Origin of the sequence: Burkholderia sp. MSh2 (assembly GCF_000731655.1) — a bacterium.
Classification (GTDB): domain Bacteria; phylum Pseudomonadota; class Gammaproteobacteria; order Burkholderiales; family Burkholderiaceae; genus Burkholderia; species Burkholderia paludis.
Genome location: NZ_JPGM01000077.1, coordinates 37,495 through 43,936 on the forward strand (window position 1 = coordinate 37,495; position 6,442 = coordinate 43,936).

A 6,442-nucleotide genomic window follows, 5' to 3' on the forward strand; every position below is an offset into this window, starting at 1 on the left:
CGCGAGTCCGTGACGAGCCTGCGGCATCCGGGCGGAGCGGCGAGCGGCGACGTCGGAGAGCGGACAGGAAGCGGTTCATGTGCGCAAGCATAAGGCATCCCGCGCCCCACTGTAAACCGCCGCGATGCCACGGATGTGACATCGCGGCGCGGGACGCGGGCGCGCGGGCGTCAGACCGGATGCGCGAGATCGGCGGCGCTCGTGAACGAGTCCGCGTAGAACTCGTCGGCTGGCAGCGCGTGGTGCTGCGTGAAGTCGCGCTGGGCGGACTCGACCATCACCGGCGCGCCGCATGCGTACACCTGGTGACCCGACAGGTCGGGCAGGTCGTCGATCACCGCGCGATGCACGAAGCCCGTGCGGCCCGTCCACTGATCGGCGGCGTCCGGCTCCGAGAGCACCGGCACGTACTTGAAGTTCGGGATCTCGCGCGCCCACTGCTCGGCGAGTTCGCCGAGGTAGATGTCCTTCTTGCGGCGGGCGCCCCAGTAGAGCGTCATCGGGCGCGTGATGCCCGTATGCTTCACGTGCTCGATGATCGCCTTGATCGGCGCGAAGCCCGTGCCCGATGCGAGCAGCACGATCGGCTTGTCGGAATCCTCGCGCAGGAAGAACGTGCCGAGCGGGCCCTCGAAGCGCAGGATGTCACGCTCCTTCATGGCGCCGAACACGTGGTCGGTGAACTTGCCGCCCGGCATGTGGCGGATGTGCAGCTCGATCGGGCCTTCCTCGTGCGGCGCGTTCGCCATCGAGTAGCTGCGGCGCGAACCGTCCTTCAGGATGAACTCGACATACTGGCCCGCGAGGTACTGCAGGCGTTCGTTGGCGGGCAACTGCAGCTTCACGACCATCACGTCGTCGGCCTTGCGCTCGAGTGCGGCGATCCGGCACGGCAGCTTCTTGACCTGCACGCCGTCGACGCCGGCGATCTCGCGCACGTCGATCTCGAGATCGCACTGCGCCTTCGAGCAGCACAGCAGCGCGAGGCCGCGCGTCCGTTCGTCGTTGGACAGCGCCGACGCGGCGTGCGGGCCCTGTTCGATCTGTCCCGACACGATCTGGCCCTTGCAGGAGCCGCACGCGCCGTTCTTGCAACCGTACGGCAGATGGACGTTCTGGCGCAGCGCGGCCGCCAGCACGGTTTCGTCCGACTCGACCTGGAATTGCCGGCCGCTTTGCTTGAGAGTGACGTTGAATGCCATAGAACCAAACTAGAACAAAATGTGGGGACCGTGCATTTGGAGCACGGCAGCTACAATGCAAACCCGTTGCGCGCCGCGCAACGATGGCTACTGATTTCTTCGCAACCAATATGATCGCGACACGAATCCTGCGCCGGCCGCGCGCACTGATCGTCGGCTGCGGCGACGTCGGCATGCGTTGCGTCGCGCAATGGCGCGAGACGCGCCGCAACCTGCGGATCTTCGCGCTGACGAGCCACCCGGCCCGCCGCGACGCGCTGCGCGCCGCGGGCGCGACGCCGATCGTCGGCGACCTCGATCGCCGGGCGACGCTTGGCCGCCTCGCGGGGCTGGCCCGCACGATCCTGCACCTCGCGCCGCCGCAGTCCGACGGACGCGACGACAGGCGCACGCGTGCGCTGATCGCCGCAACGACCGTGCCTGCACGGCGGCCACCGGCGCCCGCAGCACCGGCGGTCGGCCGGCTCCGGACGCTGCGCACCGCTGCCCGGCGGGCCGGCGCGCCCGTTCGGGCAGCGCGTATTGTACCCGACGGCCCTCGCGCGCCGAGGCTCGTATACGCCAGCACGACGGGCGTGTACGGCGACTGCGGCGGCGCGTGCATCGACGAGACGCACCCGCTGCGTCCCGCGAATCCGCGCGCGTTCCGGCGCGTGTCGGCCGAGCGGCAACTGCGCGCGGCGACGGTGCGCGGCGTGCTGTCCGCACGCATCGTGCGGATCCCCGGCATCTACGCGGCGAACCGTCTGCCGGTCGCACGGCTCGAGCGCGGCACGCCGGCGCTCGAGCCGGCCGACGATGTCTATACGAACCACATCCACGCGGACGATCTCGCGGCGATACTGCGCCGCGCGGCCGAGCGCGGCAAGCCCGCGCGGGCCGTGCACGCGTCGGACGACACCGAACTGCGGATGGGGGAGTATTTCGACCGGGTCGCGCAGGTGCTCGGCCTGCCGAAGCCGCCGCGCGTGAGCCGCGCGGACGCCGAACGCCAACTGGAACCGACGCTGCTGTCGTTCATGCGCGAATCGAGGCGACTGTCCAACGCACGGCTCAAGGCCGAATTGTGCGTGACGTTGCGGTATCCGACCGTAGACGATTTCCTTCAAACGCTCGCGCCGGGCAGCGCGTCAGGTGAGCGCCGGTAACGCCTCGATCAGCAGGAAGCACAGCAGCGCCCCGATCAGCGCGCCGATCAGGTTCGGATGATATCTGTGCCTCAGGTGCATCGCGGCCAGCAGGCCGCCGATCCCGACGACGCCGATGACCGCGAACGCGATCATCACGTATGACAGTTCCCAGGTGTGGTTGATGTTCATGATGTCTCCCCCGCATCGCTGCTCGTACAGCTTGTGATTTCAGTATAGCGGGGGATCATGCGGCCGGGACGCGGCCGGACACCGAACGGTCGTGCGGATTTTCCCTTACAGGGTTTTGACGGGATTGCGCAGCGCTGAAAGGTCGGCGGCATCGAGCCAGCGCCACGCACCGGGTGCGAGGTCGTCCGGCAGCGCGAAGCCGCCGATGCTTTCGCGGTGCAGCAGCTCGACGCGGTTGCTCGCCGCCGCGACCATGCGTTTGACCTGGTGATACTTGCCTTCGAGGACGGTCAGCGCGAGCGCATGCGGGCCGCGCGCGTCTGCGGCGACCGCGGCGATCGGCTTCGGCTCGCCGTGCAGCTGCACGCCGGCGCGCAGCGCCTGCAACTGCGTATCGTCGAGCGGATGGCGTACGGTCGCCACGTAGGTCTTCGGCACCTTGCGCTTCGGCGACGTGTACGCGTGCACGAACTGGCCGTCGTCGGAGAGCAGCAGCAGGCCCGTCGTGTCCTGGTCGAGCCGGCCGACGCACTGCACGCCGCGCGCGACGAACGGCGCGGGCAGCAGGCTGAACACGCTGGCGTGGTGTTGCGGATCGCGCGAACACTCGTAGCCGGCCGGCTTGTTGAGCGCGAGGTATGCCTGCGCGTGGAACGGCCACGCCGTATCGTCGACCGAGAACACGAGGCCTTCGGTGTCGAACGCGGCGTCGGGATCGGTGGCGCAGGCGCCCGCGACGGCCACGCGGCCCGCTTCGATCAGGCCGCGGCACTGGCGGCGCGAGCCGAAACCCTGGGTGTAGAGAATGCTTTCGAGATCCATAGCGCGCGCATTCTATCAAGCGGCGCCGCGCCGCGGCCGGCATGAACGCATTTGCGCTGGTAAGCTGCCGTAACGCCGCGCGGTGCGCGGCGCCCGTTCATTTTTCACGGAAAGCCCATGCTCATCGCTTCGTTCCCGTTCGGCCGCCAGGCGGCCGCCGCCATCCTTGCCGCGACCGTTTCGTCGGCTGCGTTCGCGCATGCGCATCTCGCGACGAGCGACCCGGCGGCAGGTGCTGCGGTGGCAGCCGCACCGGCCGCCGTCACGATCGATTTCACCGAGCCGCTGGAGCCGGCGTTCAGCTCGATCGTCGTCGTCGACAACGCAGGCAAGACGGTGTCGGACGGCAAGGCGCGCATCGACGCGTCGAACCGCAAGCGGATGACGATACCGCTCACCGCGGTCGGCACGGGCGCCTATACGGTGAAATGGGTGGCCGTCGCGGCCGACGGGCACCGCACGCAGGGTTCGTACGGTTTCAACGTGAAGTAACGCAGCGGCGGCAGGGCCGTGCCAGGGCCGCCGCCCGCATCCGACAGGGGAATCCGCATGAACCCGACGACGCTCGCCGCACTCGCCGATTTCCCCCGGCTGCTCGAAGCCCATTTCGCCGCCGTGCCCGACGGCTATGCGCGCTGGACGCCCGACGACTGGGCCGGGATTCCGAGCGAACATTTCTCGCCGCTCGGGCAGCTCTGCCACGTGCGCGATATCGAAATCGACGGCTACCACGTGCGGCTGCGCCGCATGCTCGACGAAGACCGGCCGCTGCTCGTGTCGGTCGACGGCGATGCGCTCGCGATCGAGCGTCGCTATGACGATGCCGATTCGTCCGACGTGCTTGCGGCCATTCGAGAAGCGCGGCGCGAGACGCTGGACCTCGTGTCGCGCCTGACGCCCGAACAGCTGGCTCGCACCGGCGAGTTCGACGGCTACGGGGCGCTGACCGTGCGCGGGCTCGTCCATTACCTGTGCAGCCACGACCAGCAGCATCTGGCCGGCATGCAGTGGCTGCTCGGCAAGATCGACGCGGCGCGGCACGCGCGCGAAGCCGGCCGGCAATAGCGCGGTCGTGCGTGGAATCCGGGGCGCTTGTCGGTACGGCAGCGCACGGTACGCGACTCCGATTGGCCGGTTTTTATGGATAATCCATCCAGCCGCGACCGGCTGACCGGCGTCTTGCGCGTGCCTACACTGCTAGCTTCGTTCACCGAAAAAGGAGTTACCCGTGGCAAATCATACGCTCGCAGACAAGGTCGTCCTGATCGCAGGCGGCGCAAAGAATCTTGGAGGGCTGATCGCCCGGGATCTGGCGAGCCACGGCGCGAAAGCGGTGGCGATTCACTACAACAGCGCGGCGTCGCAGGCGCAGGCCGAGGAGACGGCCGCCGCGGTGCGCGCGGCCGGCGCGCAAGCCGCCACGTTCCAGGCCGACCTGACGACGGCCGCCGCGGTCGAGAAGCTGTTCGACGACGCGAAGCGGCACTTCGGCAAGATCGACATCGCGATCAACACGGTCGGCAAGGTGCTGAAGAAGCCGTTCACCGAGATCAGCGAGGCCGAATACGACGAGATGTTCGCGGTCAACAGCAAGTCGGCGTTCTTCTTCATCAAGGAAGCCGGGCGGCACCTCGAGGATCACGGCAAGCTCGTCACGCTCGTGACGTCGCTGCTCGGCGCATTTACGCCGTTCTATGCGGCGTACGAGGGGTCGAAGGCGCCGGTCGAACACTTCACGCGCGCGGCGTCGAAGGAATACGGCGCGCGCGGGATCTCGGTGACGGCCGTCGGGCCGGGCCCGATGGACACGCCGTTCTTCTATCCGGCCGAAGGCGCCGATGCGGTCGCGTATCACAAGACGGCCGCCGCGCTGTCGCCGTTCAGCAAGACTGGCCTGACCGACATCGAGGACGTCGTGCCGTTCATCCGCCATCTCGTGACCGACGGCTGGTGGATCACGGGCCAGACGATCCTGATCAACGGCGGCTACACGACCAAGTAACCCGCCGTGCAGCGGGCCGCGCCGGCAACCGGCGCGAGCGCGCGGCGCGCCGCAATGGCGCGTTTGCGTGGACAATGGACGGGTGCGCCGCCATCGGGCCGCGCACCCTCTCCCGGTGCCGCCGGGCCTTGCCGCGCCGTGCGCGACGGCGGGCGGCGGCGATCGTCCGAACCTACGTTTCCCGTCGATGGACAAGCTGGACCAGGTCAGAATCTTCCTGCAGGTTGCCGAAATGGGCAGCTTCATCAAGGCCGCGCATGCGCTCGACGTGCCGCGCGCCACCGTATCGGCGGCCGTCCAGCAGCTCGAGACGGGGCTCGGCACGCGCCTCCTGCATCGCACCACGCGCCAGGTGCAACTGACTGCCGACGGCGCGCTGCTGCTCGAGCGCGGCCGGCGTCTGCTCGCGGAGGCCGACGAACTCGACCGGTTGTTCCGCCGCCGCGAGCGCGACGTGATCGGCCGGCTGAGCGTCGACGTGCCGAGCCGGATCGCGCGCCGCGTGGTCGCGCCCGCGCTGCCTTCGCTGTTTCAGCGTTACCCGAAGCTGCAACTGTCGCTCGGCTCGACCGACCGTTCGATCGACCTCGTGCAGGAGGGCGTGGACTGCGCGATACGCGTCGGGCGGCTCGCGGACAGCAGCCTCGTCGTGCGGCCGCTCGGACAGTTCACGCTGATCAACTGCGCGAGCCCCGACTACTTGCGCGAATGCGGCGTGCCCGAGCACCCGGATGCGCTTGTGCGCGGGCACTGGGCGATCGGCTATGCGTCGCCGACGACGGGGCGCGAGCTCGACTGGGAGTACTGCACGGACGGCCAGCGGCACGCGCTGACGCTGCCGAGCCGCGTGATCGTCAACAACGCCGAAACCTATATTGCCGCCTGCATCGCCGGGATGGGGCTGATCCAGATCCCGCGCTTCGACGTCGCGCACCTGCTCAACAGCGGCGCGCTCGTCGACGTGATGCCCGGCTATCGCGCCGCGCCGATGGACGTGTCGGTCGTGTATCCGCACCGGCGCCACCGGTCGCGTCGGCTCAACGCATTCATCGAGTGGTTCGGGGAGCTGATGGCGGGTGCGCTGACGGCGGGCGGGG

At 68.9% G+C, this 6,442-nt stretch carries 8 protein-coding genes; 5 read left to right on the top strand and 3 right to left on the bottom strand.

Annotated features, from left to right (window positions below; genetic code table 11):
• Positions 1 to 170 precede the first annotated feature (170 nt).
• Complete coding sequence (locus tag GQ57_RS33330; RefSeq protein WP_031398474.1) at positions 171 to 1,202, bottom strand: CDP-6-deoxy-delta-3,4-glucoseen reductase; 1,032 nt, start codon at positions 1,200 to 1,202, stop codon at positions 171 to 173.
• 110 nt (positions 1,203 to 1,312) lie between these two features.
• Here GQ57_RS33330 and GQ57_RS33335 point away from each other — a divergent pair, with 110 nt between their 5' ends.
• The gene (locus GQ57_RS33335) at positions 1,313 to 2,350 is read left to right on the top strand and encodes an NAD-dependent epimerase/dehydratase family protein (protein WP_031398473.1); all 1,038 of its coding nucleotides are present in this window, start codon (positions 1,313 to 1,315) and stop codon (positions 2,348 to 2,350) included.
• Here GQ57_RS33335 and GQ57_RS33340 read toward each other — a convergent pair.
• On the bottom strand, positions 2,333 to 2,521 hold the full coding sequence (locus GQ57_RS33340; RefSeq protein ID WP_031398472.1) for a hypothetical protein: 189 nt from the start codon (positions 2,519 to 2,521) through the stop codon (positions 2,333 to 2,335). The genes GQ57_RS33335 and GQ57_RS33340 overlap by 18 nt on opposite strands.
• 105 nt (positions 2,522 to 2,626) lie before the next feature.
• The gene (locus GQ57_RS33345) at positions 2,627 to 3,343 is read right to left on the bottom strand and encodes a pseudouridine synthase (RefSeq protein WP_031398471.1); all 717 of its coding nucleotides are present in this window, start codon (positions 3,341 to 3,343) and stop codon (positions 2,627 to 2,629) included.
• 117 nt (positions 3,344 to 3,460) lie between these two features.
• Here GQ57_RS33345 and copC point away from each other — a divergent pair, with 117 nt between their 5' ends.
• From copC to GQ57_RS33365, 4 genes are all read left to right on the top strand, one after another.
• Positions 3,461 to 3,835 carry a copper homeostasis periplasmic binding protein CopC gene (copC, locus tag GQ57_RS33350; protein ID WP_031398470.1) on the top strand — a complete coding sequence of 125 codons (375 nt, stop codon included), beginning with the start codon at positions 3,461 to 3,463 and terminating at the stop codon, positions 3,833 to 3,835.
• A 57-nt stretch (positions 3,836 to 3,892) separates the two neighbouring features.
• Entirely contained in the window at positions 3,893 to 4,408 is a 516-nt protein-coding gene (locus GQ57_RS33355) for a DinB family protein (protein ID WP_031398469.1), read from the top strand.
• A 163-nt stretch (positions 4,409 to 4,571) separates the two neighbouring features.
• Positions 4,572 to 5,345, top strand: a complete 774-nt coding sequence (locus GQ57_RS33360) for an SDR family oxidoreductase (protein ID WP_031398468.1) — start codon at positions 4,572 to 4,574, stop codon at positions 5,343 to 5,345.
• A gap of 187 nt (positions 5,346 to 5,532) precedes the next feature.
• The coding region (locus GQ57_RS33365) for a LysR family transcriptional regulator (protein WP_034200091.1) at positions 5,533 to 6,442 on the top strand (910 nt) is incomplete at its 3' end.